The sequence below is a fragment of the Caballeronia sp. SEWSISQ10-4 2 genome (genome assembly GCF_030464885.1).
Classification (GTDB): domain Bacteria; phylum Pseudomonadota; class Gammaproteobacteria; order Burkholderiales; family Burkholderiaceae; genus Caballeronia.
On record NZ_JALPRJ010000038.1, the window covers coordinates 1 to 25,199 of the forward strand.

The 25,199-nt window shown below is 60.4% G+C and carries 26 protein-coding genes, 2 tRNA genes and 2 pseudogenes; 10 read left to right on the forward strand and 20 right to left on the reverse strand.

The genetic code is table 11. The features are described 5' to 3' along the window. Positions 1-118: 118 nt before the first annotated feature. From M0D69_RS24380 to M0D69_RS24390, 3 genes are all read right to left on the reverse strand, one after another. On the reverse strand, positions 119-607 hold the full coding sequence (locus M0D69_RS24380; RefSeq protein WP_047896770.1) for a hypothetical protein: 489 nt from the start codon (positions 605-607) through the stop codon (positions 119-121). Positions 608-943: 336 nt separating this feature from the next. Continuing rightward, the gene (mscL, locus tag M0D69_RS24385) at positions 944-1,384 is read right to left on the reverse strand and encodes a large conductance mechanosensitive channel protein MscL (protein ID WP_047896771.1); all 441 of its coding nucleotides are present in this window, start codon (positions 1,382-1,384) and stop codon (positions 944-946) included. A 252-nt stretch (positions 1,385-1,636) separates the two neighbouring features. Beyond that, positions 1,637-3,052 (reverse strand): DUF2252 domain-containing protein, encoded by a 1,416-nt coding sequence (locus M0D69_RS24390; protein WP_301784442.1) that lies wholly within the window; start codon positions 3,050-3,052, stop codon positions 1,637-1,639. Between the two features lie 412 nt (positions 3,053-3,464). On the opposite strand from M0D69_RS24390, the gene glgX reads away from it, so the two are divergent. After that, entirely contained in the window at positions 3,465-5,663 is a 2,199-nt protein-coding gene (gene glgX / locus M0D69_RS24395) for a glycogen debranching protein GlgX (RefSeq protein WP_301784443.1), read from the forward strand. 352 nt (positions 5,664-6,015) lie between these two features. Here the strand turns inward: glgX and M0D69_RS24400 are convergent, their stop codons facing one another. Further along, entirely contained in the window at positions 6,016-7,185 is a 1,170-nt protein-coding gene (locus tag M0D69_RS24400) for a tetratricopeptide repeat protein (RefSeq protein WP_301784506.1), read from the reverse strand. Positions 7,186-7,412: 227 nt separating this feature from the next. Then, positions 7,413-8,093, reverse strand: a complete 681-nt coding sequence (locus M0D69_RS24405; RefSeq protein ID WP_301784444.1) for a PspA/IM30 family protein — start codon at positions 8,091-8,093, stop codon at positions 7,413-7,415. Positions 8,094-8,467: 374 nt separating this feature from the next. Here M0D69_RS24405 and M0D69_RS24410 point away from each other — a divergent pair, with 374 nt between their 5' ends. After that, positions 8,468-8,881: a DUF2177 family protein gene (locus tag M0D69_RS24410; protein ID WP_301784445.1), complete on the forward strand. Its 414-nt coding sequence runs from the start codon at positions 8,468-8,470 to the stop codon at positions 8,879-8,881. A gap of 247 nt (positions 8,882-9,128) precedes the next feature. Here M0D69_RS24410 and M0D69_RS24415 read toward each other — a convergent pair. Continuing rightward, positions 9,129-9,356 (reverse strand): annotated as a pseudogene (locus tag M0D69_RS24415) (hypothetical protein); the annotation flags it as partial. A 653-nt stretch (positions 9,357-10,009) separates the two neighbouring features. Here M0D69_RS24415 and M0D69_RS24420 point away from each other — a divergent pair. Continuing rightward, the gene (locus M0D69_RS24420) at positions 10,010-12,496 is read left to right on the forward strand and encodes a penicillin-binding protein 1A (RefSeq protein WP_301784446.1); all 2,487 of its coding nucleotides are present in this window, start codon (positions 10,010-10,012) and stop codon (positions 12,494-12,496) included. Between the two features lie 105 nt (positions 12,497-12,601). On the opposite strand, the gene M0D69_RS24425 is transcribed toward M0D69_RS24420, so the two are convergent. The 8 genes and pseudogenes from M0D69_RS24425 to M0D69_RS43860 all read right to left on the reverse strand — a co-directional run bounded on the left by M0D69_RS24425 (position 12,602) and on the right by M0D69_RS43860 (position 16,170). Then, complete coding sequence (locus M0D69_RS24425) at positions 12,602-13,048, reverse strand: copper chaperone PCu(A)C (RefSeq protein ID WP_301784447.1); 447 nt, start codon at positions 13,046-13,048, stop codon at positions 12,602-12,604. 7 nt (positions 13,049-13,055) lie between these two features. Continuing rightward, complete coding sequence (gene copC, locus M0D69_RS24430) at positions 13,056-13,436, reverse strand: copper homeostasis periplasmic binding protein CopC (RefSeq protein WP_301784448.1); 381 nt, start codon at positions 13,434-13,436, stop codon at positions 13,056-13,058. A gap of 64 nt (positions 13,437-13,500) precedes the next feature. Continuing rightward, positions 13,501-13,878: a DUF2946 domain-containing protein gene (locus tag M0D69_RS24435; RefSeq protein WP_301784449.1), complete on the reverse strand. Its 378-nt coding sequence runs from the start codon at positions 13,876-13,878 to the stop codon at positions 13,501-13,503. A gap of 191 nt (positions 13,879-14,069) precedes the next feature. Then, positions 14,070-14,146, reverse strand: a tRNA-Met gene (locus M0D69_RS24440). 275 nt (positions 14,147-14,421) lie between these two features. Then, positions 14,422-15,330 carry a YadA family autotransporter adhesin gene (locus tag M0D69_RS24445; protein ID WP_301784450.1) on the reverse strand — a complete coding sequence of 303 codons (909 nt, stop codon included), beginning with the start codon at positions 15,328-15,330 and terminating at the stop codon, positions 14,422-14,424. Next, a complete protein-coding gene (locus M0D69_RS24450; protein WP_301784516.1) occupies positions 15,327-15,614 on the reverse strand; it encodes a hypothetical protein in 288 nt (95 codons plus the stop codon). Before M0D69_RS24450 ends, M0D69_RS24445 begins: the two co-directional genes overlap by 4 nt. A gap of 53 nt (positions 15,615-15,667) precedes the next feature. Next, positions 15,668-15,772 (reverse strand): annotated as a pseudogene (locus M0D69_RS43855) (hypothetical protein); the annotation flags it as partial. Then, the gene (locus M0D69_RS43860) at positions 15,730-16,170 is read right to left on the reverse strand and encodes an ESPR domain-containing protein (RefSeq protein ID WP_367619755.1); all 441 of its coding nucleotides are present in this window, start codon (positions 16,168-16,170) and stop codon (positions 15,730-15,732) included. The gene M0D69_RS43860 and the pseudogene M0D69_RS43855, both read right to left, overlap by 43 nt. A 441-nt stretch (positions 16,171-16,611) precedes the next feature. Between M0D69_RS43860 and M0D69_RS24460 the strand changes: the two genes are divergently transcribed. Together M0D69_RS24460 and M0D69_RS24465 are read left to right on the forward strand one after the other, a co-directional pair. Then, the gene (locus M0D69_RS24460; RefSeq protein ID WP_301784451.1) at positions 16,612-17,115 is read left to right on the forward strand and encodes a heme-degrading domain-containing protein; all 504 of its coding nucleotides are present in this window, start codon (positions 16,612-16,614) and stop codon (positions 17,113-17,115) included. 3 nt (positions 17,116-17,118) lie between these two features. Next, positions 17,119-17,457: a multidrug efflux SMR transporter gene (locus tag M0D69_RS24465; RefSeq protein ID WP_301784452.1), complete on the forward strand. Its 339-nt coding sequence runs from the start codon at positions 17,119-17,121 to the stop codon at positions 17,455-17,457. 29 nt (positions 17,458-17,486) lie between these two features. Here M0D69_RS24465 and M0D69_RS24470 read toward each other — a convergent pair whose 3' ends face one another. Further along, a complete protein-coding gene (locus M0D69_RS24470; RefSeq protein ID WP_301784453.1) occupies positions 17,487-17,849 on the reverse strand; it encodes a hypothetical protein in 363 nt (120 codons plus the stop codon). Positions 17,850-18,243: 394 nt separating this feature from the next. On the opposite strand from M0D69_RS24470, the gene M0D69_RS24475 reads away from it, so the two are divergent. The 5 genes from M0D69_RS24475 to M0D69_RS24495 all read left to right on the forward strand — a co-directional run bounded on the left by M0D69_RS24475 (position 18,244) and on the right by M0D69_RS24495 (position 21,121). Further along, positions 18,244-18,516: a hypothetical protein gene (locus M0D69_RS24475; RefSeq protein WP_301784454.1), complete on the forward strand. Its 273-nt coding sequence runs from the start codon at positions 18,244-18,246 to the stop codon at positions 18,514-18,516. Further along, positions 18,516-18,896 carry a hypothetical protein gene (locus M0D69_RS24480; RefSeq protein WP_301784455.1) on the forward strand — a complete coding sequence of 127 codons (381 nt, stop codon included), beginning with the start codon at positions 18,516-18,518 and terminating at the stop codon, positions 18,894-18,896. The genes M0D69_RS24475 and M0D69_RS24480 overlap by 1 nt, the downstream gene beginning before the upstream one ends. 63 nt (positions 18,897-18,959) lie before the next feature. After that, the gene (locus M0D69_RS24485; RefSeq protein WP_301784456.1) at positions 18,960-19,238 is read left to right on the forward strand and encodes a DUF1488 domain-containing protein; all 279 of its coding nucleotides are present in this window, start codon (positions 18,960-18,962) and stop codon (positions 19,236-19,238) included. A gap of 94 nt (positions 19,239-19,332) precedes the next feature. Continuing rightward, positions 19,333-19,959, forward strand: a complete 627-nt coding sequence (locus M0D69_RS24490) for a TetR/AcrR family transcriptional regulator (protein ID WP_301784457.1) — start codon at positions 19,333-19,335, stop codon at positions 19,957-19,959. Positions 19,960-20,014: 55 nt separating this feature from the next. Beyond that, positions 20,015-21,121, forward strand: a complete 1,107-nt coding sequence (locus M0D69_RS24495) for an enoyl-CoA hydratase/isomerase family protein (RefSeq protein WP_301784458.1) — start codon at positions 20,015-20,017, stop codon at positions 21,119-21,121. Here M0D69_RS24495 and M0D69_RS24500 read toward each other — a convergent pair. From M0D69_RS24500 to M0D69_RS24520, 5 genes are all read right to left on the reverse strand, one after another. After that, positions 21,118-21,543 (reverse strand): hypothetical protein, encoded by a 426-nt coding sequence (locus M0D69_RS24500; protein ID WP_301784459.1) that lies wholly within the window; start codon positions 21,541-21,543, stop codon positions 21,118-21,120. The two genes, M0D69_RS24495 and M0D69_RS24500, sit on opposite strands and share 4 nt — an antisense overlap. Before the next feature lie 205 nt (positions 21,544-21,748). Next, entirely contained in the window at positions 21,749-22,030 is a 282-nt protein-coding gene (locus M0D69_RS24505; RefSeq protein WP_301784460.1) for a hypothetical protein, read from the reverse strand. Between the two features lie 275 nt (positions 22,031-22,305). Continuing rightward, positions 22,306-22,381, reverse strand: a tRNA-His gene (locus M0D69_RS24510). 99 nt (positions 22,382-22,480) lie between these two features. Next, a complete protein-coding gene (dusA, locus tag M0D69_RS24515) occupies positions 22,481-23,482 on the reverse strand; it encodes a tRNA dihydrouridine(20/20a) synthase DusA (protein ID WP_367619756.1) in 1,002 nt (333 codons plus the stop codon). Between the two features lie 136 nt (positions 23,483-23,618). Continuing rightward, positions 23,619-25,061 (reverse strand): MFS transporter, encoded by a 1,443-nt coding sequence (locus tag M0D69_RS24520; RefSeq protein WP_301784461.1) that lies wholly within the window; start codon positions 25,059-25,061, stop codon positions 23,619-23,621. Between the last annotated feature and the right edge of the window lie 138 nt (positions 25,062-25,199).

Here is a 25,199-nt window from a genome sequence, read left to right on the forward strand (position 1 = left end):
GCCGCCACGCACAGTGGCTAACAGTGATAAAGAAATCAGCTAACTCACGCAGACCACTAAGGCCGAAAGCACCAACCCGGCATTGACCCACCCCAACACCCCAGTGCGAACGAAACCCCTACCTCAATCGCGATGCCGCATCCCCCGCATCCTGCCGGCGCGCGCCGCGCCTCGTCCGCGCGCTCGCCGATGCGCCGAATTCGCTCAAGATCTGCGTTCGTGCCCGGCTGGCAAACACCAGAAACCCGAAGCCGTTGGCTTCATACCAGTAACCGCCATTCTCCAACCCATCGAGCGGTTGCTCCAGCGCGTTCGTAATGCATTCAATGCACCGGCGACGCAACTCGTCCACCGCCGGATAAGGCGGTTGCGCGCCGCGAACGCTGCAAAGAAGCACGTCGAGCCCCGGCAGCACGTGCGCGTACAACACCGGCTCATCCTGTGCGCGGGCGCGTGCAATTTTGGTATCAAGCTGGCCGAACGGCTTGAAATGCCTAAGCACGGCGAGGAAAGACTCGTCACCGTCGACCTTTGCGCGTCTACGCTTTTTCGGGAAGGACATAAAAATTCGCCTGAAAAAGAATTGCAAAAAACGCAGCGTCCTCATGCGGCCACTCCCGTCTGGCGGGCCGCTCGTTTGTCTGGACACATCGATCTTTTATAGCACATCGAAGTGGTGGATTCACGGCGATTCAGGTTAGGACACCGCAGGCAGGTCAGGCTCGACCGGCCGCACGGCGCCGCACGAATCATGCCGATAACCCTGCTGCGGCTCGCATGGCATTCAGTCTCAATAATAGACCTACGAAACCCCGCTGCGACGAAAAATCACTAGGAAAATTCAAACGCGTGTCATGAAAGCCATTTGCCCCGGGATTGCATCCAAAAATGAAAAAGCCCGCGACGACCGTCGCGGGCTTTTCTGAACCGCCGCCGTCTCAGGTCAGACGCGCGGCGCAGCCTTGAGCGAATCGCGAATTTCACGCAGCAAGAGCACGTCTTCCGGCGTTGCAGCAGGCGGCGGTTCCTCGGCCTTGCGCAACTTGTTGATGAACTTGACCATCAGGAAAATGATGAACGCCAGGATGATGAAGTTGATCAATACGGTGATGAACGAGCCATAACCGATCACGGCGACACCCGCGGTCTGCAGGTCCTTGTACGAGTCGGGATTGCCCTTGAACGTGGGTGGAATGTTGCCCAGCTTGATGAACATGTTGGAAAAATCAAGCCCGCCCGTGACCAGCCCCACCACCGGCATGATCAGATCCTTGACGATCGAATTGACGATGGTGGAAAACGCGCCGCCGATAATCACACCGACAGCCAGATCCATCACGTTGCCCTTGAGGGCGAAGCTCTTGAACTCCTGAATCATGCTCATGCGTTGCTTCCTCCATTAAGTTCATAAGAATCGGCAGCAAGGGACGTGCCATTAGACGACGCCGTATTTCGGGCGGCCGTCCTGGCCTTTGCTTTTCTGTTCAGGCTCTCACCGTTTTGAAACGGATAACAGCAATGATAGCCAATCGGTAGCATTTGCGTCCCGGGTTTTTGACGTCATCGGCTGATTGGATAAGGCTTGGCGGATCGATCCCGCTCTTTTGGCCCTGAAGTTTGGGCCTGATCCGTAGCGCTACGCTTTCTCCGGCGGCGCGGCCGTCACGCGGCCCTGCGCGATCGCCTGGACGAATGCAGCGTGGTCGTCGACGGTCTGCGTGCCATAGCTTTCCGCCCATCGGGCATAGGCTGCATCGAGGCGGTCCGAGTTGCCGCAATAACCGGCGATCAGCGCCGCATCGCCGGTTCGCGCATGCGCGCGGGCCAGCAGCAAGCCGAGGCACCAGGCGTAGAAGTCGAAGGTCGCACCGTGCAGCCACTCGACCGGAATCGAGCCGCGTATGTTTTTCATCTGCCGCACGTAGAAGTCGCGGCCCGAGATGGTCGTCCAGCCAAGCAGCGGGTCAGACGAGCTTTGCAGCAGGCGTTGGCCGTGCACCACGCGCCGCCCCTGATGGCTGAACGGCTCGGGCAGCGCCGGTACGAACGGCGCCGCCGCCGGCACAATGCCTTCCTTCACCTGCATGAAGAGCGGATCGCCGTGAGCCCGCCCAAGCAACAGCAGCAGATACGCGCGTGTCCCGACGCTGCCTACGCCCACCACGCGATGCGCGACATCGACCACATCGTAGCGTTCGAGCATCGTGCGCCATTCCCCCGCTATGGTGTCCAAGTACCCTCGCAGCCCTTCTATAACGTGATTCTTCCGCGCCGCGTCAAGCTGCGTGAGGATGGGTGGATCGTCGCGAAAACGCCAGCTTTTGCCGTCCGGCTCGGCGACGCGGGCCAGCATCGTCGCGTGACTGCGCTTGGTGGCGCGCTCGACGGCCTTCGCAATGGTCGCCTTCTCGGTTGAATCGAGTGTGACCGGCGCTTCGATATGCAACACGCTCGCGTATGAACGCATTTGCCACAGCTCGTAGGCGGGGACCTGTCCGAGCGTTGACATCGTGGTCCGATAGGCTGCGCAGGCGGATTGTACGGCGCGTTCGCGCCCGGCGGCATCGACTCCGTTTTCGCGCGCTGCCACGTTGATGCTGGCGGTGAGCCGTTTCAGGTCCCATTCCCACGGAGCGACCAGCGTTTCATCGAAATCGTTCAGGTCGAAGACCACATCTTGCCGGGGCGTGCGGAACAGGCCGAAATTGTTCAGATGCGCGTCGCCGTCGATCATCACGTGGTGCCCAATGGATGGCGTGTGCGCAAGGTCCCATGCCATCACGCTCGCCGCGCCGCGCAGGAACGCAAACGGAGACGCGGCCATGCGCGACATGCGCAGCGGGATCAGCCGTTCCTGCCGGCCCGCATTGTTGGCGAGCACACGCGCAACCGGGTCGGGGCGGCCGCCTTCCGGCCGCCAGGAGGCGTGCGCGTCGAAGGGGACCGAGTCTCGCCGCGAACGGCCAAGAACGCGGCTTTCCTCAGCGCTGCCGATGGACGCGCCGGCCAGGTTGACCGGTGGATTCGCGGCTGAAGCGGGATGGGTGGGCAAGATGGCAATCCTCGGGTTAAGCGATGGCGTGGGCGACGCGATTGGTTTGATACTGCGGTCGGCCCGATACGGAAGTACATGAACACGATGCTCGCCAACGGCAATTTCGTACAGTCCCCCGTTCCAAACGTGCTCAAACGTACCCGAACACGCTGGCGGCGAGCTTTCCACAACGGCGAAGCTGCAGAATAGAAACAGGGCGGAAAGCCCGAGTAGCCAGAAGCTGTCCGAAATGGACGCTCTTCGATGGGCACGAAACCTGCTCTTTCTTCTGCCCGTGAGCTTCCGATGCCGCTGCATGCGTGACGCGAAGATCCGTTGCCCCATGCCCCGCCAACGTTCGCGGCATAGGCAGGCTGGAGCAGCCATTACCACATCGATTGAAGCACCCAATACCTGGACACCCGCATACATGGCACACGATATCCGCATTGCCGAAGGCTCGCCGTTTCCCCTGGGCGCGACCTGGGACGGCGAGGGCGTCAACTTCGCCTTGTTCTCGGCGCACGCCACGAAGGTCGAGTTGTGCCTCTTCGATGACAACGGCGAAAAGGAACTTGAACGCATCGAGTTGCCTGAATACACCGATGAAGTTTTCCACGTCTACCTGTTCGGTTTGAAGCCGGGCGCGGTCTATGGGTATCGCGTGCATGGTCCGTACGAGCCGGAGAACGGGCATCGATTCAATCCGAACAAGCTGTTGCTCGACCCGTACGCCAAGGCGCATGTGGGCGAGCTTACGTGGGACCCCGCGGTGTTCGGCTACACGCTGAATGCGGACGGCGACGACCTCACGTTCGACGAACGCGATAGCGCGCCGTTCGTACAAAAGTGCCAGGTGGTCGATCAGAGTTTTTCGTGGGTCCACCCGACGCGCGTTCGCGTGCCCTGGGAGCAGACGATCTTCTACGAAACCCACGTACGCGGTTACACGAAGCGCCATCCGGCCGTGCCCGAACATTTGCGCGGCACATTCGAGGGATTGGGCACGAAGGAGGTGATCGAGCACATCAAGAGCCTTGGGGTGACATCGGTTGAATTGCTGCCCATCCACGCGTTCGTGAACGACAGTCATCTCACCGACAAAGGCCTCACCAACTACTGGGGCTACAACACGATCGGCTTTTTCGCCGCCGATCCGCGCTTCTTTGCACAAGGCCCGGGCGCGGTCGCCGAGCTCAAGCAGATGATCGACCGTTTCCACGAAGCCGGCCTCGAAATCATTCTCGACGTGGTCTACAACCACACGGCCGAAGGCAACGAACGCGGGCCGACGCTATCGTTCAAGGGTATCGATAACGCGTCGTACTATCGCCTGCCTGAAGACAAGCGTTATTACATCAACGATACCGGTACGGGCAACACGCTCAACCTGTCGCATCCGCGCGTGCTGCAAATGGTCACCGACAGCCTGCGCTACTGGGTGACGGAGATGAACGTGGACGGCTTCCGCTTCGATCTCGCGACCATTCTTGGCCGCGAGCCCTACGGTTTCGACGAAGGTGGCGGTTTCCTCGACAGTTGCCGCCAGGACCCGATTCTCTCCAGCGTGAAGCTGATCGCCGAACCGTGGGATTGCGGTCCCGGCGGATATCAGGTTGGCGGTTTCCCGCCGGGCTGGGCCGAATGGAACGATAAATTCCGCGACACCGTGCGCGAGTTCTGGAAGGGCGAGGAGGGCGTGGCGGCGGAACTTGCCACGCGCGTCACCGCTTCCGGCGACAAATTCAACCACCGCGGCCGCCGTCCGTGGGCGAGCGTGAATTTCATCACCGCGCACGACGGTTTTACGCTCAACGACCTCGTCTCCTACAACGAGAAGCACAACGAGGCGAACGGCGAGGACAACAACGACGGCAGTTCCGACAACCGTTCATGGAATTGCGGCGAGGAAGGTCCGACCGACGACCCTGAGATCCGCGCGCTGCGTGAACGCCAGAAACGCAACATGCTGGCGACGCTGCTGTTCTCGCAAGGCACGCCGATGATCCTCGCCGGCGACGAGTTCGGGCGCACACAACAAGGCAACAACAACGCGTATTGCCAGGACGACGACATCAGCTGGGTCAACTGGGACATCGACGACGATGGCCGCGCGCTCAACGACTTCGTGCGCAAGCTCACCACCTTGCGGCACACGCTGCCGGTGCTGCGTCGCGGACGTTTCCTGACGGGCGAGTTTCACGAGGACCTGCAACTCTCCGACGTGAAATGGCTGAGTCCTGCAGGCGTGGAACTGACGCCGGAACAGTGGGACGATCCGGCGATGCGCTGCTTCGGGCTCGTGATCGATGGCCGCGCGCAGGCAACGGGCATTCGCCGTCCGGCATCGGACGCCACATTATTGCTCGTGCTCAACGCGCATCACGATGTCGTGGATCTGACGCTGCCCGAGATTCCCGGCAGCGACCAGTGGAGCTGCCTGATCGATACCAACGCGCCGATCCGCGAAGAACTGGAAGACTTCGATTCGGGCGGGGTTTATCAGGTAACCGGACGATCGCTGTTGCTGTTCGCGCTGCATGCGCGCGGCGCGACGAAGCGGATCTTCAAGCGCCTGGAAGAAGCGCTCACCGACGAAGTCGAACCGGAAGGCGGTAACGCGGAGTAAGAGGCGGTGATCTACGGCAGCGGTTTGTAACGGCTATCATGCGGGTCATGAACTTTGACACACTGTTGCGCTCCCATTCACAGCCACCGTTTCCACCCGCATTGCAGCGCGTCGTGCAGTGCGCCCGGGCGACGTGATGTTCGAGGCACTCGCGCGTGTCGCGAACTGGGATCAGCTCGAGCGCATCTGGGAATTCGTGGTGGGGTTCTTTAAGTTCTTGTGGGCGCTGCTGCGCTTTCTTGGGGGCGGATGAAAACCCCTTATTGCGTCTGATCTGCCGCAACAATAAAAAAGCGCCGAACGATTCGAATAGATTCGTTCGGCGCTTTTTAACGTCTGACCGGCAAGCAACTCAGGTGTTGTCCCAGTCGCTGGAATCGTTGCTGCCGAGGTCGACACCGCCGCCGTTGTCGCTCCAGTCGTTCGAACCGTTGCCGAAGTCGAGACCGCCACCGTTGTTGTTGTTGCCGCCACGGCGTCGCAATTCGTCGTCGACAGGAACTTCCCGCTCGATCACGCGCTCACGGTTACCACCGGAAAGCGCCTCGCCCAACAGCACGCCCGTCAGCAATCCGCCCATGCCGCCACCAAAACCACCGCCTTGCTGCACGATGACCGGCGGTTGTTGTTGCGGCTGCGGCGGATAAGGCGAATACGGCGGCTGACCTTGCGGGTTGCGCCCAAAGCGCTCCGCTTCCTGTGCGTAGACCGACTGGCCATCGGTGCTTGACGGCGCCACGGTCGCACGCGGATCAGGCCGGCCTTCCGAACGTGCCCGCACGCTGTCGATCTGCTTCGACAGATCTTCGATCGCATACGGCGGCACGGGGTTCTTCGAGTTGGACAGCGCTTCGACCATCTGGCGCAATTGCGTCTCGATACCTTCGACTTCCTGAAGCATCGCTTCATGACCCGGCTGTGTCGATAAACGGACGTCGAGCTTCAGCGACCGGACGTCGTTGAGCAGTTCGGTTGCGCGCTTGAGTTGCGTGCGGCGTTCGGCATCGGCCTGGCCGTCGTCGTTCGAACGCGCGCGTTTCAGACACCAGCGCAGCACGAGCGCAATGCCGGCGAACAGGATCGCGAGCAACACCCACATGCCCATCGAAGCACCGTGTTTCTCAGGGGCCGCTACAGCGCTTTGATTGAACGGATTGCGCGTGACCGCGGTAGACGTATTCGCCGATGAATTCACACGGTTCGCATCCGAGCGGATACGTGCTTCCATGGCGTTGAAACGCGACGGATCGGTGAATTTGATGGCGGGATCTAGCGTGCGCGCTTGTTGAACCTGGGCGAGCGCGTCGGCGGAACGGCCCTCGCGGTCGAGCACTTGCGCGTACAGATAGTGCGCCTTGGCATTGTTCGGATGCGCCTGCAGCACTTCGGTCAATTGGGCGTCGGCCTGGCTCCAGTTGCCTTGTGTCATCGATTGCTCGATCTGGGTGGCGCTCGGCACGGCAAATGCCGCCGCCGAAACCAGCATCAGCGATGCAGCCACAGCCATCACATATTTTTTCATCAGCGGACCGGGGGCGTTCGCACCCGTCTCCATTCCATGCGACATTTCGATGCAATATCCCAATGCTGCCCGCAGCGAACCACGGTATTCCGTAGTCCCCCGCGCCTTTGACTGCGCGCAGCTTGAACACTCACCCGCGCTTGTCGGCGCGCGCCTCGCAAGGGCGCAAGCCTTGGTCCTGCGGTTCGTACACGGCGCGAGTTTTCGCGCCGGCATGAACCAACGTCTTACTGTGCCGGCGTATTCATCTGTTTCTTGAGCGCTTCCAGACGATCTTCGACAGACGGGCCGCGCGTGAGCGCCGCGAGTTTGTCTTCAAGGGCCTTGCCGCTCTTCTGATCAGCCGAGTTCAGCCGTGCATCCGAGCGCGCATTCGACAGCTGCACCTTGTCTTCAAGCTTCTGAAAGTCTTCCGACAGGTTCTTTCCGCCGATGCCACCCAACGCGGTCGCCGCAACATCTTTCGCGGTCGCGATCTGTTGCTTGGCCTGAAGAATGTTCGAGCGCGAGTTGAGCTCGTTGCGCCGCTGGCGCATATCGTCGATCTGCTGCTTCAAATGATCCACCGATGGCACCAGCGTCACCAACTCGGCAGCCAGCGCATCGCGTTCTGTTTCGGCATTTGCCTGGGCGCCCAGCGCTTCGCGTGCCAGCGCTTCGTCGCCGTTTTGCAGCGCGCGCTTGGCGCCGTCTTCATACTTCTTCGCCTTCTCGGCGGCAACGTCGCGCTTGCTTTGCTGCGTGGCAACCTGCGCCTCGATTTCGATCAGCGAGTTCTCGGCCTTTGCGATGCTGTCGTCGAGTTCGCGAACGATCTGGCGAGCGTCGCGCGACGGGTCCTGCACGGTATCGGCGGCGTCGTTCAGCAGGCCCTTGACGGTGCGCGAGATGGAATCCAAAAGCGACATGAGTTTCCTCCGAAATGAAGTCGGCTGCGAAGCAGCAACGTTCGATGAAGATTCGATGAACGTTTGATTAATCGCGGCGCCCACGGCACCGCGCGTCGGATAAATCGGGCCAGGCGCGCGGATTGCAAGCTCACCGGTACATTTTGTTGCGAACTGGAATCCGTAGCTTGACGGCTGGTTTTGGCCGGCAGTGCACGATCTTTAAACTTCATGCTTTCGCCCGTGCCCACTATCCGATTTTTGCCGGGGTATTAAACCACGCAACGGCTTAAACCGGGCTTAACTGTTCTACCTTAACGGTACACCATGCGGTTGGTTTAGCCAGCATCGGCGCGGAATTTCACATTTTTGAACGAATTGAGAACGGATCGACCATGTTCAGGATGTTTGTTGTTGCGTTTGCCGTTACGGCGGTCGCTTTCCTAGTTCTCGATGCCATCTGGCTCGGCGTGATTACGCGAAATTTGTATCGGCGTGAGATTGGAGATTTATTGTTGCCGAAACCCAACTTTGGCGCGGCGGCAATCTTCTATGTGATCTACATAGCGGGGCTGGTGCATTTCTGCGTCGTGCCGAGTGTGACCCGTCAGAGCGCCATGCGCGGACTGGTGAGCGGAGCGTTGTTCGGGATCGTCGCGTATGCCACGTATGACCTGACCAATCTCGCCACGCTGAAAGGCTGGAGCACAACGCTTGTATTCATCGATATCGCGTGGGGCGCATTCGCAAGCGCGGTCGCGTCGGCCGTTGCGGTGGCGGTGACCCTGCGCGTGGCGCCGCGCGCCTGAACAGCCAGACCGTCTGCAGACGGTTCGGCAGGCAGTTCCGTCAGGAGCGTCCGGAAAGCGAGGCATCTTCCCCGGATTCATCCGGCGAACCGAGGTCCTCTTCGGAATCGCAGGTTTCCGGCAAGACGTCGTCCATGTCCGGCTTGCGCGCAGCCGAAGTTGCTGGCGGTTCGGCGGCCAACGTGCGTTTGCTGGCCACCTTGGCAACCTGCGCGGCGTCTCGGGCCTCACGTGCTGCCGCCCGTTCGGCGACTTGCCGCAGCGCGACATTCAGCGGATCAGGCGTTTTGGGCGCACGCAACTTGTCCACAAGACCTGCCACTTTCACTTGTTCGCTGGTCGCGTTGAAGCTCAGCACGGCGCGGCGCATGAGTTCGCTCACGCTGATGCCAAGGCCGTCGGCGGTGCTGGTGATCGCAAGTTTCTGCGCGGGGGTGACAAAAACAACGATGCGTTCGCTGGGTTTGGTAGTCATGAGCGCCTCACACAAGCAGGGCTGGGCAAGTCCGAACGGCCGATATCCGACACGGGCAACGCCATTTGATGCGCTTTAAGTATGCGCGGCGGTACGGCAAACCACGCAACCAAGGTTTCCATCATATCGTTTTGCCATCTTCTCGTGCGCCCCCGCACATTTACCAAGCCGCACTTCAAACGGTCGCCGCATCAATGGCTTGCAATATTGAGATAGTGGTGATAAAGCCGTGTCCGCGATGCGGCCCCGAACGGTCAGCCTTGCCGGGCATACTTGTGCGGCGGCTCCATTCCACGGGATTTACTTACAAAAAAATCGTGTCGCTGCCGGTGCTCGGCGCTCGAATTCTTTAAAATGCGCTGTTATTCCGCGTGGCCGCCAGCGTTGCAGGTTTTCTTACAATGTGATAACGGCGTCATTCGCGGGAACGCGCAGCCAGTCCGGGGGGCAACGGCACGCGACGCAGCAGTCCAGGTCGATTTTTCGTGCACACGTTTATTTGAGCGTTTGCACGTTTCGATCGGGCCGCGGCGCTACACATCGGCTACACGGCGGAGCTGGCCACGGCTTTCGCCCACCCCAACATTTATCGCCACGCAGTGTCAGGGCGTGGCGCACCGGGCGCCTTAGGGGCGCGCCGTTCAATCCAAGTCATGCCAATCATCAAACGACCGAATTCCTCGAACGCTCCACGCGATGACCGGGATCAAGAGGGTCCCAATCGTTACCGTCAACCCACCGTCAAGTCGTCAGCCGGGCCCTCGATCGCAGCGCGCATCGTGTTGTGGTTCGTCGGCCTCTTCGCCGTCGCGGCGATAGTCGGCGCGCTGATCATCGGTTATGCGCTGGTCGTGATGGGGCCGAACCTGCCGTCGCTCGAGGCGTTGACCGACTATCGTCCGAAAGTGCCGTTGCGCGTCTACACCGCGGATCACGTGCTGATCGGTGAATTTGGGGAGGAGCGGCGGCGCATCGCGCGCTTCGACGAGATTCCGGACCAGATGAAGAAGGCGGTCCTCGCGATCGAGGATTACCGCTTCTACGAGCACGGCGGCGTCGATTTCATCGGCATTGCGCGGGCGGGGTTGAGCGACATCATGCACGGCGGTGCGTCGCAGGGCGCAAGCACGATCACTATGCAAGTCGCGCGCAACTTCTTCTTGTCGAGTGAGAAGACCTACACGCGCAAGGTTTATGAAATGCTGCTCGCCTACAAGATCGAGCGGGCGCTGACCAAGGACCAGATTCTCGAGCTGTACATGAACCAGATTTACCTGGGCGAGCGGGCGTACGGGTTTGCATCGGCGGCACGGGTGTATTTCGGCAAGGACCTCAAGGACCTAACGCTGGCCGAATGCGCGATGCTCGCCGGGTTGCCGAAAGCGCCGTCGGCTTATAACCCGGTCGTCAATCCGAAACGCGCAAAGGTCCGTCAGCAATACATCCTGAAGCGCATGCTCGACCTGAATTTCATCACGCAAGCACAATTCGATCAGGCCAGCGCCGAAGAAATACACGCGCGTGTGACGGGCACGGAGTACAGCGTGCACGCGGAATATGTGGCGGAGATGGTGCGGCAGATGATGTACGCGCAATATCGCGACGACACGTACACGCGCGGTTTTTCGGTGACCACGACCGTCGATTCCGCCGATCAGGAGGCGGCGTACAACGCAGTGCGCAAGGGCGTGATGGATTACGAGCGGCGCCATGGGTATCGCGGGCCGGAAGGGTTCGTCGATCTGCCGCCGAACCAGGACGACCGCGATGAGGCCATCGACGATGCGCTCGCCGATCATCCCGATAACGGCGATCTGGTCGCGGGCGTGGTGACATCGGTGAGTCCGAAGCAGGTGGTGGTGACGTTCGTCAACGCCGATCCGGCGACCGTTACCGGCGATGGCTTGCGTTTCGCCACAGCTGGTTTGCGCGGCAATGCGCCGGCAGCGGTGCGGATCAAGCCGGGTTCCATCGTGCGTGTGATGCAGGACGCGAAGGGCAACTGGAGCATCACGCAGTTGCCGCAAGTGGAGGGCGCGCTGGTCTCGCTTGTGCCGCAGGACGGGGCGATTCGCGCGCTGGTCGGCGGCTTCGATTACAACAAGAACAAGTTCAATCACGTGACGCAGGCATGGCGTCAACCTGGGTCGAGCTTCAAGCCGTTTATCTATTCGGCATCGCTGGAAAAGGGGCTTGGACCGGCAACCATCATCAACGACGCGCCGTTGTATTTCCCGCCGACTTCACCGGGCGGCCAGGCATGGGAGCCGAAGGACGACGACCAGCCTGATGGTCCCATGTCGATGCGCACCGCTTTGCAGAAGTCGAAGAACCTTGTGTCGATCCGCATCCTTTCGTACATCGGCACGAAGTACGCACAGGACTACGTCACGCAGAAATTCGGTTTCGATGTTGACAAGACACCGCCTTATCTGCCGCTCGCGCTGGGCGCCGGTCTTGTCACGCCGTTGCAACTGGCCGGTGGATATTCGGTGTTCGCCAACGGCGGTTCGCGGATCAATCCGTATCTGATCGGCGAAGTAGCCGATGCACGCGGCACGGTGATTTCGCGCGCCAATCCGCTGATTGCCGGCAGCAACGCGCCGCAGACTCTGGAGCCGCGCAACGCGTACGTCATGAACAGCTTGCTGCATTCGGTCGCAACCGGCGGCACGGGCGCCGGCACCAACGTGCTCAAGCGCAGCGACTTGCAGGGCAAGACCGGTACGACCAATGACGCGAAGGACGGCTGGTTCGCGGGCTACCAGCATCAACTTGTGGCGGTGGCGTGGATGGGTTACGACCAGCCGAAATCGCTCGGCGGCCGTGAGTTCGGTGCGCAACTTGCGCTGCCGATCTGGGTGGAGTTCATGCAACGGGCGCTCGCCAAGATTCCGCAGCAGCCCATGGCGATGCCTGACGGGTTGACGACCGTCGACGGCGAGTTGTTCTACGCCGATAAAACGCCGGGCAATGGTTTTGTCGCGAGTATCGGCATGGATTCGGCGAATCCGGCTGAAGGTGCAAGCGATGCGGTGGGCGGTGTCGGTCCTGGCGGGATGACGCCTCCGAGCGTGCCGCCGCCCAACGTGAACCCGGCCGAGCGCAAGGAGATCATGGATCTCTTCAAGGGGCATTGAACGGCATGTTTGTTCGATGCGCCCGTCCCTGGGGCGCAGACAACGTCAAGTAAAAAAGCGCGCCGCAATCCAATTGAGGCGCGCTTTTTTATTACTGCTGCGAACCTACTTGCCTAATGTGGACGCCGGCTTCACTGCACACGTTGTCTGGATGCTCGACTGGTCCGCGAACGTCAGCTTCAACGGGATCGTCGTGCCGACCTTCAAAGGCTTGGGTGCGTCCTCGAGCATCAGGTGATAACCGCTCGGTGCAAACGCAAGCGTACCGTGAGCGGGGACCTCGGCGGACTCGATCATCGACATGGTCGATGTGCTGCCGTTGCTCGTCGATTTATGCAGCATCGCCATGCCGAACGCGGGTGTTTCGGCGCCGGTGAGGGTAGCGGGTTTATCGCCGCTATTCGATACCACGAAGTAGCCTGACGACGGCAGGTTCGCCGGCATCGAACGGATCCAGCAATCATGTGCTTCGAGTGTCGCGGCTTGCGCGCCCGATGCCGCAAGAGCGCACAGCAAAAGTATGCCGGCGCGAATCAGCGTAGTTTTTTTCATGGCCGGCTCACTTGACGTTGAACAGGTAGTGGCCCTTAGTCCGATGGCCGTCGTCTGCTACCGCTGTCCATTCCACTTGATACGTGCCCGTCTTGAGATCGCCGAGCGCGACGCTTATGTGCTTCTTGTTGCTGGCATCGACGGCTGACTTTGCGCTGTTGACCTGTTTGCCGGCGGCATCGACGACAACCAGCGTGCTGAACGCCGGCTCGAGACCTTCCGAGAAATCGATGATGACTTCATGCGGCGCTTCGACGGTCGAGTCGGGCGCAGGGCTTTGTTGCTTTGGCAGCGCGTGAGCGAAGGCCAGTTGAGCGGTCACGAGAAGCGTGGCGGCAAGCGCGCCGCGCTTGGCCATGTTTGCGATGTTTGCGATGGGCGAGGTCATGCGGATCCTGTTTTTACGCGAGAGATGAGAGCCGGCAAAATAGCGCCGGCGACAGTGCGAAGAATCAGGCGGAGAAGGGCGGCGCACGAGGTTGCGCGGCGAACACCGGCGCATACGGCGCGATGGATTGAGCACCCGCGTTGGCAGCCTGGGATGCCGCTGCGAGCCGTGGTTCAAGCGTGTGCGTTGAAGGTGGCGCAGCAGGTGAATGGGCCACGAAGTTGCAGTAGCCGCACGCGTCCAAATGGCCTGTGGCGGAGTGCTGCGAAGGCGTGTGTTTTTCGGCTTGAGTCTGCGATGCCGCCGAGCAGTAAGCGCTAAGAATAGTCTCTGCGTGAGTGCCTGAAGCAAGTGCTTGCGATACGGCCGGAGCGAGCACGGTCATCAGGATTGCAAGCAATCCGATGAGGCTGCCGAACTTGCGGACTAGGCGACGGCGCATGAGGCTAACGTTGGCTTCCAAAGCGGCTGAGCGCTCGATTATGCCACGCGTGGAAGCGCCATTCGTTCGGTTGCGATACGACCTGTTGCGGCAACGGTATTGCTCAAGGCACTGGATCTACAGGCCGAAAGAGAACATCAGCGTGTGAAATGAAAAAAGCCCGGAGAACCGGGCTTTTGACTTTTAATCCTTGGTTGCGGGGATAGGATTTGAACCTATGACCTTCGGGTTATGAGCCCGACGAGCTGCCAGACTGCTCCACCCCGCGAAAAAGATTATAAGACAACCGTGATTGCAGTGCAACATGTTTGTCATGTTGCTTTGGTTGATGACGTGATTGAACACAGCATCGGGCTATCAGGAGCATCGACTATGTTCGTGGGCAAATGCTTTAAGAAGCTGAGCGCAAGTGCCGCAAGTGCGAGGCGTTGCTCGAGTTGCTCTGCATGGCGTTGGGCGAATAAAAGGACGCGGCCGCTGATCTCGTGAGAGAGATCAGCGGCCGCGTTTTTCAACTGTGCTTCTTAGTTGCCTGAATGCTGGTTAGAACCCGAACGCGAAGCCCGCACCGCCCGTGGTTTCTTCGCCGGTCGTCGAAGCGCCGACCGTCAGCACCATGTTGGTCCCGAAGCGCTTCTGGAAACCAATCGCAATTGCCGCCTTGTCGCGATACACGCCGGTGCCTGCCGCAAAACGGTTGTCCTTGTCCGCGATGGCTGCTGCGCTGCCTGCCATCATCGCCATGGCGCTGCTCATCGCACCGACGTTGTTGATGTGGTTATTCGCAAGCGACAGGCCGCTGTTCATGTCAGAGCGAAGCGCGTCCGTGTAACCCTTGGCCGACTTCACGCCTGTGTTCACAGACTGCTGCATCTGGTTCACGTTGACGGCATCTGTACCGTCCGTGCCGGCTGCGACGTTCGTGATCTGGCGCTGACCGCCTGCCGACGTCGTACCCACCGACACCGAGTTCGCACGATCCGCCACCGAGCCTGCGCCGAGTGCCACCGCGTTGTTCGCCGTAGCCGATGCGTTCGAACCGACTGCGACCGAATCGGCGCCGCTAGCGACCGATGTAGCCCCGGAAGCCACTGCGTTCACTCCGGATGCCAACGCGTTTGCGCCCGATGCTACCGAGTGCGTGCCGCTCGACGTGGCGACTTCGGTGTCGCGATTGCCATCGGCGTTAAAGAGCGGGTTGTACGCACCGTTCGCGATGTTGGTGACCTGGCCGATCATGTCGTTCACCTGGCTCAGGTTGACCGCGTCCATGCCGCTCGTGCCCGCAGCGGCATTGTGGAGCGCCGTGCCCGCTGCGTTGCCGTTGCCGAGTGTAGCGTTGGCATAGTCCGGCGTGCCGTCGGCGTTGGCGTCGTACTTGATCGCACTCGCGCCAAGCAACGTGACGTTAGTCGCATCCTTCGATACCGCTGTGAGTTGCGCGAGGTTCACCGCGTCGGTGGACTGCGTGCCCGCTGCAACGTTGGTGATCGGCGTTCCTTGCCCGCCGAGCCGACGGACACGGCATTGGCGCGGTCCGCTACCGAATTGGAACCCAGTGCGACCGCGTTATTGGCGGATGCAACCGCCGCGCCACCGATGGCGACCGAGTCTGTGCCCGTTGCCGACGAATCGATGAGGGTGGACTTGGTATGGAAGTACTTGATGCCGCCACCATTGTTGATGTCGTTGGCGAAAGTCTTGAGTGTGGAGACGTCCGCGTTTGTGGCGAACAACTGCGAACCGTTGTAGTCGTTCCGATTTTGTACGACGGTGCGGAGATTGATCCGTCGGCATTAAGCGATGCTGTGCCGCCGAGTGCGCTGACGAGAGGCGTGAGTTGGCCTACATTCACCGCGTCGGTGTTCGACGTACCGGCACCAATGTTGCGGATCTGTCCGGCGGAATTGATCGTGACGATATTCCCGGTAGAAGTCGCACGAAAGCCGATGGTACCCGCCGTACCGTCGACATACACCACTGAAGCTCCGGCCTCGAGTTGTGCAATATCGCGTCCGGAAGGCAGATAGGCGTTGGTACCACAGTTGGCACAAGCGAAGTTGAACCTCCCTGTATTGATGACGTTAAGGCGCCGTTAGCGTTCGTACCGCATATCTGACTGGCAAATGCTGCGGGTGCAAACGCCATGCCTCCCGCTGCTGACGCACTCGCCAGCAACACAGAACTGACTATCTTTTTGTTAGATTTCTTCCCTCGACCCTTTGCCGTTTCCGAAACCGCGACCCATGCGCCGAGGGCTTCATTCCAGACGGACTTGTAAACATTATTCATTTTGCATACCTGCGTAAAGTTGATCCGAATCCATGACGCGAGCTCGCAGAGAGATGAGGCGTGATCTGCGTGCCGGGCCAGTGCCGTTGTCGAATTCGCTTGGACTCGCCGATGGCTGTGTGGACAGGGTTAGAACTCTACTGAGCAAGCCTGAATGCCCTAATGAGAAAGCTCCTAATTCACCTCGTAGTACAAGATAAACAACATATTAGGCACCCGAATCAATGGGCTTTATAGGACGATTTAAGACTAGTTGGGAATTCTTGGGCGATGGGGGCGATCCGCAAATCGAGTGTCGACGACGCGCACTCGTCGTCGAAGAGCAGTTCAATGACGCGATCACGCAAGCTCGATCGCCTGACCGTGTCACAATTTGTCTAATTGCGTCGCGCGTTCTATGGCCGCGTCGCTTGATCTATCACTTGCCAGGAACCATTGCTTATGAACATTCCCCACGACCTGCAGACCATCGCCCAACAGGAAAAGACTCTCGTCTTCCCGCACTTCGATTCTGACCGTGCCTGGCAGATTGGCTCGCAGCTTCGCGAAATGGCTGTCGCGCGCGGCGCGGCGATGGTGATCGACGTGCGCACTTTCGGCTTGCCGCTGTTTTTCGCCGCCCTCAATGGCACCACGCCCGACAACGTCCGCTGGGTACAACGCAAGGCGCGTACGGTCGAGCACTTTCGCCGCAGTTCATATGCGATCGGCCTGAGCCTGCAGCAGGCATCGACAACCCTCGCCGATAAATACAGTCTCCCCGCCGCCGAGTTCGCCTCGCACGGCGGCGCGTTCCCGCTGACGGTCAAAGGCGCCGGCGTGATCGGTGTGGTGACGGTGTCCGGCTTGCCGCAACGCCAGGATCATGAGTTCGTGGTCGAAGCGCTGTGCGCGGTCCTCGGCCACGATGCAAGCGCGCTCGCGTTTGCATCGGACAAGGCTTAATCCATGCGCTCTTCCGCTTATGTGCTGCTCGCGGTCGCTATCGTTGCCGAGGTCGTGGCGACATCGGCTTTGCGGGCATCGGAGGGATTCTCGCGGCTCGTGCCGTCCGTCATTGTGGTGATCGGCTACGGCATCTCGTTCTACTTGCTCTCGCTGACGCTGAAGTCGCTGCCCGTCGGCATTGTGTATGCCGTGTGGTCAGGGGCGGGCATCGTGTTGATCACGCTCGTGGCGGCGCTTTTATTCAAGCAGATCCCCGATCTGCCCGCCGTGCTCGGCATGGGCCTGATCGTGGTGGGCGTGATCGTCCTCAACGTTTTTTCGAAGGTGAGTCCGCACTAGTTTTTGTAGCAGGACGGGCGCTCCTAAAGTCAGTTACAACGCACAACCATCGAACGATTTTTCACATTCGCCGATACCACGTTGGTAATACTGCCGCCCGACGGTCCGCCTTCCTCGTTATCCTTCGATACGATCGTGTAGCCCGTCGCGCCGCATTTATTGCCGGCCATGACATAGCAACTCGCCCACGTCGTGCTGGCGTCCGCGCCGCTGCAGTTGATGGCGTAGCCGCTCTGGCCATCGGGGAGATGGATCAGCGAGGCATCGGTCGACGATGCACATCCGCCGAGGCTCATCACGCCCGCGGCCGCTGCGACCACGCCAGCGACCTGTAGAACGCGCAAAGCGCGAAGAGATGGGGTAAGCGGCAAGCGCCGTGCAAATTGCTTCATTCTGTTCCTCTGGTGACCAACGCCGGATTGCGTCCGAGCCACGATTGAGCCAGGATCGATCCCGACAGGGACCTTACACTCAGACGTTTTCCCGGACATGTTTCGTGCAGCATTTTCCCACACGCCAATGAGCGCGGTTAAAAGCCGCGTCTTTGACGGTCGTCAAAGACGCTTTCGATGAAGGACTTGTCCTGAAACCTCGTACTCAGCTTGCTGGCGCGCTTTGCCTTTGCAACACGCGTTTCATCGATCCAACTTTCTAACGCAGCGGACATCCGGTGATCGGAAGAAAATGCAACCGGATGCAACGGGCGAGAACTTATTGCGAGCACGTACGCCTTACAGAAGCGGGAGCATTGACGAACATCTAAAAAACATATGAGAGGAAAAAGCCATGGCTGAACGCGTTAGCGGCCCATATCGCGGGTATTACGTCAGTGCTGCGGCACGTCTCATCCAATCACCCGATCCGGCCGGCGGCGAGCCGGGTCCGCCTATTTACGTCGGCACGGTCAGCGTCGCGCAGGGCGGCCCGGACAACGTCCACCGGTTCGAAGCACTCGTCGATCTCGGCGAACAGCAGCGCTTCGCGACCGAGGACGAGGCGCTGGGTCACGTAGAGCAAGCGGCCCGCGCCTACATTGACAGATTGTTGCAAAATAACTGATGCGCACGCTCAACATCCGTCACCCGGCTATGCGATGTGTTGCCGAGGCGCTGCTCGATCTGTTTCCGAGCGGCGCGGATATCAGCGAAATCGGCACGGACGCGAAACCGTGCCTGTTCGTGAGCTGGCGCACGGGCGGCATGGCGAGCCACCCGGGTAATATCGCCTGGGGCGTGCATTACCGGTTCGAGGCCGAAGCGCTGAGTCTTTTCGATCTCGCCTCCGAACCCGCCCAGCACCGGTTCTGCGAGCAGGTGAGGGACATGAGCCGGCATCTGAAGTTCGACTACGCCGATCCGGACGCGGTTTCGCTGAAGATTGTCGATGTGCCGGCCGAGCTGGTCCGCAAGAGCATGGCCGCCATGGGGTACGTGGGGTAGACCGAATCCGTGCGCCGCGAGTACCATCGTTGCGATCCCGTTTTTCTTGCGCCCGAGGCAATCATGAACATCCACTTTCCGGCCGATGCGCCCGCGTATCGCGACACGAATCTGACGGTGGTGTTTGCCGCACTGGTCGACGGGGAGCGCATTCCATGTGCGATTTCAGTCGAAGCGCTTGAAGATCATTTCGGCGTGGAGAGTTTCGACAGCAGCGGCTGGATCCGCGCATTCGACGCGGCGCGCCCGAAGATCGAAGCCGTGGCGCGGGAGCACCTGTCGATCAGTCAGGGCGCGCCGGTGCTTTTGAAAAGCGGGCATTTTCCGCCGGGCGCGGCATGATGACAGGCTCATTACAGATGCTGAAAAGGCGACCGCGCTAAACACCGTTCAGTTTTGAATTGACTTGGCCGGTATCATCCGGAAAATGCGCGGGATGGCCCGTTCAACGCAACACCTCTCTAATCAACCGCTCCAGCGAGGCCATATCCTCGATGCGGCGCGCTCTATCGTTGTGCGCCAGGGCTTCGACGCGTTGTCGATGCGCAAGCTCGCCGAGGTTGTCGGTTATTCGCCCGCTTCGCTCTATCTGCATTTCAGCGGACGCGATGCAATCGCCCACGCGCTGTGCATCGAAGGTTACGCGCAGTTGCTGGTCTCGCTGCATACGCACGATTCCATGCTGGACCCCGGCGAGCGCGTGAAGGCGATGGCGCATGCGTACGTCGCGTTCGGGCGGGCGCATCCGGAGGTGTATCGGCTGATATTCATGCAGAATCCGGCGTACACGGATGCAGCGTTCAGCGACCCCGAAGCGGCCGGCGAGTCGGCGCTGTCGTTATTCACGCAGGCGCTGACATCCTCCGATAACCCGCCAGCCGCAGCCGAAATAGTGTGGACTGCGTTGCATGGCATTGTGTCGTTGAGCCTGACCGCGGCGAAGTATTTGCCCACGCCGGCCGATGTGCTTATTGACGCAACGCTTGACCTTTGTTTGCCGGCTCTCTACGTCGGCGTCAAGAAAAAATCCGCTCGCAGGAGGCCGTCCGCGCGGACCGCCTGACGTTTGACGCCATACTCTCCAGTTCTAATCACATTCATCAAGACGCGTATCGCATATGACCGAGACTATCGACGAAATTCGTATTGAACGTGCACAGGGTATTGGCTTTATCGCGCTGAATCGGCCGAAGGCGCTCAATGCGCTGTCCACGCCAATGTTGCATGCCATTCATCGCACGCTCGAGGCCTGGCGCAACGACGCGTCGGTGCACGCGGTGGTCGTGTACAGCCCGCATCCCCGCGCTTTCTGTGCCGGCGGGGATATCCGCTTTTTGTACCAATCGGCGAAGACGGGCGAGCGCGCGGCCATCGACGAATTTTTCGCCGATGAATACCGTCTGAACCACGCGATTTTCACGTACCCGAAGCCGTATATCGCGTTGCTGAACGGCGTGGTGATGGGCGGGGGAATGGGTATTTCGCAAGGCGCACGGCATACGGGCGGCGTACGCGTGGTCACCGGCTCGACGAAGATGGCGATGCCCGAGACGCGTATCGGCTTGTTTCCGGATGTCGGCGTGAGCTGGTTTCTCGCGCGCACGCCGGGTGCGATCGGGCGTTATCTCGCCGCCACGGGCGCGACGATCGATGCCGCCGATGCGCTCCACGCCGGTCTTGCCGACGCCTATATGGACGATGAAGCGCTGCCCGCGCTCGTGGACACGCTGAAGGAGAAATCTTTCGCCTCAGGCGCGGAGGTTGTGCGGTTTATCGAAGCCGAGGCTCGGTGCGATGTGGGCAAGTCGAGCGAACTCGAGCGGGACCGCGCGTTTATCGACAAGCATTTTGCTTCGGGCAACGGCGCGGATTGCCTGAAGTCGCTGGAGAGCGTGACGAGCTGCGCGGAAAGCGAGTGGGCAGCGCATACGGCGGCTGAGTTGCGCGAACGTTCGCCGTTATCCGTCGATGTATCGCTGGAACTCGTGGACCGCGCGAAGTCGTCGAGCATGGCCGAGACGCTGCGTCGCGACCTCGGGCTCACGCGCGCGACGTTCGATCATGGCGATGTGATGGAAGGTATCCGGGCGCGCATCGTCGATAAAGACAATCAGCCGGCGTGGAAGGTGACGCGTATGGAAGATGTGACGCGCGAAGAGGTGCTGCGGATGTTCGATAGCCCGTGGACTGGATACGACCATCCGCTTGCCGCACTCGCGGATTAGTCCGCGTTGCTGCCGGCCATGAAGGCGCGCATGAAGACAAGCGCGCCCCAGCCCCACATCGCATTCGATGCAAATCCAAGTGCTAGCCGCGGCAGCATGTTGCCGCTCGGCCAGATGCCGCGCAGCGGATCGACTACGAACACGCTCGCAGCCGTCAGCACCATCCCGCCGAACACCAGTGCACCGATCCATGGCGCTGTGCGGTCAGGCGCGACGCGCAGCAGCCATGCCATCAGAATGCCGAAAAATGCGCTCCACAACGCATTGACGATGAACTCGGGAATGCCCAGCGGCAGGAACGGAGCGGTGGAGTAGCCGGCTGGATCGACGACACCCGCTGCGTGAAACAGCGCTATGGTGGACTCACGGAAGAACAGGGCGGCGAGAAAGCCCGCGACGAACGGCAGAATTACTTTTTGCATTGAAAAGCACCGCTTGGGACGCGAGCAGCGGCTGCGCGAATATTTTAAGGTGGCGTCATTATAGGGTCGGGCATGCCGCGTTATGGTGCAATCGAGACCGGCTTTGCGGTGGATGCAACGGGGTGCTTGCCCAGAGCCACGATGGATTCTGGATTGATCGAGTGGCGTGTGTGGGTTTTGGAGCAATGCCTTTCGCCCGCCGGTTTTATTTGGCGATCGCGTCGCTTGCCGGGTTGTTGTGCAGCATGCGGTCGCTGTTGGGCGGCAGGGCGGGGCGCTTCGTCGGCATGTTGTCTGGGTTGTACATACGCGCACCGTTCGCATTCGGGGCGCTGGGGGCAACAGGCGGTCTGGCCATCGACGCGGAACCGGCTGGCGCAGCGGTCTGGGCTTGCACGCTTGTTCCGATGCCGATGCCGATTCCTGTCGTTAGCAAGGCAAGGGCAACGACGGTGTCGGGGAGCGCTTTGATCGCACGGCAGTTCATGGGTTTCTCCGGATCGGCGGCGCGTTTCGATCGAGACTGGCAAGCGCTGCCTTTTGCTTTTGTGACACCGGAGAATGCGGAAGATTCGTTTTTTTTTGCCCGCGGGACTAGTTTGAAAACCATCTAGGGACTTTTGCGTAGACGTCGAAGACCGGCACGCCCCATAAATGCGATAGTCAATACGGGATGAAAGGCTGAGCGCAACAGAGTGACTTCAGAAAAGACAAAAGCCGTTCCGGGTTTAATTCGGAACGGCTTAGCCTTAACTAATCTTTTGGGGTGGCTGATGGGGCTCGAACCCACGACAACAGGAATCACAATCCTGGACTCTACCAACTGAGCTACAGCCACCACTGACTTACTTCTTACTGCCTCTCTGGGTCACCAGGAACTGGCTTGCCGAATCGAGAAACGAGATTATACGAACAAAGATTCGGTTTGCCTAGTCCCTTATTCGATCAATTCGATGGCTTCGCGCAGATGCGTGCGTGCTTCATCGAAAATGGCCAGATCGCCGGTCGCGAGCCTGCGGCTATCCGAGAGCACTCGACGCCAGCCACGCGCACCCGCTACACCTCGATACAAGCCCAGCGAATGGCGCGTGATGCCGCCAAGGAACGTCCCTTGCGCCACTTCCTGACGCGCATAGTCGATCAACCGGGCCTCCACTTCCTCGCGCGCGAGCACGGGTGTCTGCGCGCCGTAAAAACGCGAATCGACGGCCGCGAGCACATAGGGATTGTGATAAGCCTCTCGACCGAGCATCACGCCATCGACGTGTTTCAAATGCTCTTCCGCCTCATCGAGCGTCTTGATGCCGCCATTGATTGATATCTCCAGATGCGGAAAATCGCGCTTCAACTGATACGCATATTCATACTTCAGCGGTGGAATCTCACGATTCTCCTTCGGGCTCAAACCCTTCAGGATCGCGTTGCGCGCGTGGACGATGAACACCTCGCATCCGGCATCGGCGATCGTGCCCACAAAGTCTCGCACGTACGCGTAGTCCTCGACCGCATCCACGCCGATCCGATGTTTGACCGTGACAGGAATGGATACCGCATCGCGCATGGCTTTCACGCAATCCGCGACCAGTTGCGGTTCGTTCATCAGGCACGCGCCAAAAGCGCCGCGCTGCACGCGCTCGGACGGGCAGCCGCAATTCAGGTTGATTTCGTCGTAACCCCACTGTTCACCCAGCTTCGCGCTGTGAGCGAGATCGGCCGGTTCGCTGCCGCCAAGCTGCAACGCGACGGGAGCTTCGCCTGACGTGAACGCGAGATGGCGCGCGACGTCGCCGTGGAGCAAGGCGCCGGTCGTGACCATCTCGGTGTAGAGCCACGTATGCCGCGTCAAGATGCGATGAAATGACCGACAATGCCTGTCAGTCCAGTCCATCATCGGGGCGACGCTTACGCGGCGCGGGCTGGGTTTTAAAGCTGTTGACATGGGAACTGCTAATTTTGAGCGTTGGACGCCTTTCCGGCGCCGAGTTTGTAATTTTACCGTAACGCTCGGAAGAGCACTGACTGGCCGCTCGCGGGGCGGGGCTACCGCTGAAATCCGCAGTCAGCCAATTCTTCCCTCACCCCTTTCGCCGATGTCCACTCACCTCAGCCCCCGCATCGCGCTGCAGGCTGAACAAATCCGCCACGCCCAGCAACCCGAGCGCCGCCACAATCAGAAACGCAACGTTGAAATCCGCCGGCACGACTGTCTGCATATCGCGGCCATGCATCCATTCAGCGAGCCTCAACGCAATCGCGCCTAACGCGACGCCTACGCCCATCGTCAACTGAAACAGCGTGCTTGACAACGCGGACGCGCCGCTCATCTGGGCCTTCGGGACGTCGGCGAAACTGAGCGTGTTCAGCGCGGTGAATTGCAGTGAGCGCGACAGTCCGCTCGCGAACAACACGGCGACGACGATCCAGGTCGGCGTTGTCGGCGATATCAAACTCATCACCGCCAGTGACACCGCCGCCAGAATTCCGTTCACGATCAGCACCGGACGAAAGCCGAAGCGCCGCATGACGGGCGTGGTGACGAGTTTCATCGATAAATTGCCGGCGAATACGGACAACGTCAGCAGCCCGGATTCGAACGCGTTCAGCCCGAAACCGACCTGGAACATCAGCGGCAGCAAAAACGGCACCGCGCTGATGGAGATGCGAAACAGCGAACCGCCGCCCATCGCCACAGCGAAGGTCTTGATTCGCAACGCGGTGAGATCGACCACCGGCTGGGTCGAGCGCCGCACATGCAGCCACGCCCCTGCGCCTGCGATCAAGCCCGTCGCAATCAGACCGCTCGCGAGCACCCACGGCGTGTCGTTACGGCCGATGAGTTCCATCGCGTAGAGCAGGGTGGTGCAGGCGAGACCGCACAGCACGAAACCCGGAAAATCGAAGCGGCGGCCGGCATGCTCGCGGGTGTTGTCGAGGTAACGCAGCGCCAGCACAAGACCGATGACCCCAAGCGGCAGATTCAGATAAAAGATCCAGCGCCACGACGAATACGTGGTGATAAACCCGCCGAGCGGCGGCCCGATCACGGGCGCGACAAGGCCCGGCCAGGTGATGATCGAAATTGCGCGCATCAAGCCTTCCTTGGGTGTAGCGCGCAATACCGCGAGCCGCCCGACAGGCACCATCATCGCGCCGCCGATACCCTGCAGCACGCGCGCCGCCGTGAACGTGGGCAGCGTCGACGTCATGCCGCACAGCACGGACGCAATCGTGAACACGGCGATCGCGCTGGCGAACACGGTGCGCAGGCCGAAGCGATCGGCGGCCCAGCCGCTGATCGGGATGAACACGGCAAGCGTCAGCAGGTACGACGTAATACCAAGGCTCAGATCGACGGGATGCAGGGAAAACGAGCGCGCCATCTGCGGCAGCGCCGTGGCGATGATCGTGCCGTCGAGGTTCTCCATGAAGAAGGTCGCCGCGACCAGCATCACAATGACGGAGGAACCGCGTGGGTTCGTCGCGCCGGACGTGGTGTGGGTGAGGTCGGGGGCCTGCATCGAAGGCGTTCTCCTGCTTGGATCTTGAATGATGGTGATATGTAAGGCGATGACAGGCAGAACGGAAGCTTCATCGCTTGTGGACCGGACAGCGCCGTTGCGATGAGCTTCGATGCAGCATGGCCGGGGCTATGGTAG